This is a genomic window from Microbulbifer okhotskensis (genome assembly GCF_023895975.1).
GTDB classification, from domain to species: domain Bacteria; phylum Pseudomonadota; class Gammaproteobacteria; order Pseudomonadales; family Cellvibrionaceae; genus Microbulbifer; species Microbulbifer okhotskensis.
In genome coordinates, this window is the sequence record NZ_JALBWM010000372.1 from 1 (window position 1) to 501 (window position 501).

At 59.3% G+C, this 501-nt stretch carries 1 protein-coding gene; it reads right to left on the reverse strand.

The features are described 5' to 3' along the window. Nucleotides 1-501 (reverse strand): hypothetical protein (locus MO867_RS22565; RefSeq protein ID WP_252473356.1); only part of this gene is annotated, 501 nt, incomplete at both ends.

The following is a 501-nucleotide window of genomic DNA, read 5'->3' on the forward strand; positions in this document are numbered from 1 at the left end:
GGTCGTGCCTGGCGTTGGTCGATGGTGACGATATTTGCAGTGGCCGCGCTTTCGCTGAGTGTTTGGTTGGTGGTGCGGGTTAAGAGCTTTCCGCTGACCTCTTCGCCATCAAGGTACTCGGTAGTGTCGGCGGCGGCGTTGTCTTGATAGAACCAGACCAGGGTGCCAGCGCTATGGGTGCTGGGGATAGTATCGGCGCAACCACGGGAAAGGCTCAGCGTGTTGGTGGATGTGTCCAGCGCATCGATGCGCACTATCTCATCACCTATCAAGGCGGCGGTTCCGATTTCCACCAGGTCGAGGTCATCGTCGTTAACCAGGATTGCCTGGCTGTCCAGGTGCGCCATATCGCTTTTCAGTGCAGCCGTGGGTGCCCAGGCGCCGGTGTCACGCACCTGATATTCGGTACTACCTACTCGGGTTACCAGTTGATAGTCCACTGCCAAGCCGTTGGGGCGCGCACCCAGGGCGCCAATAAAGCCGGCATCTTCGTCCAGTGCC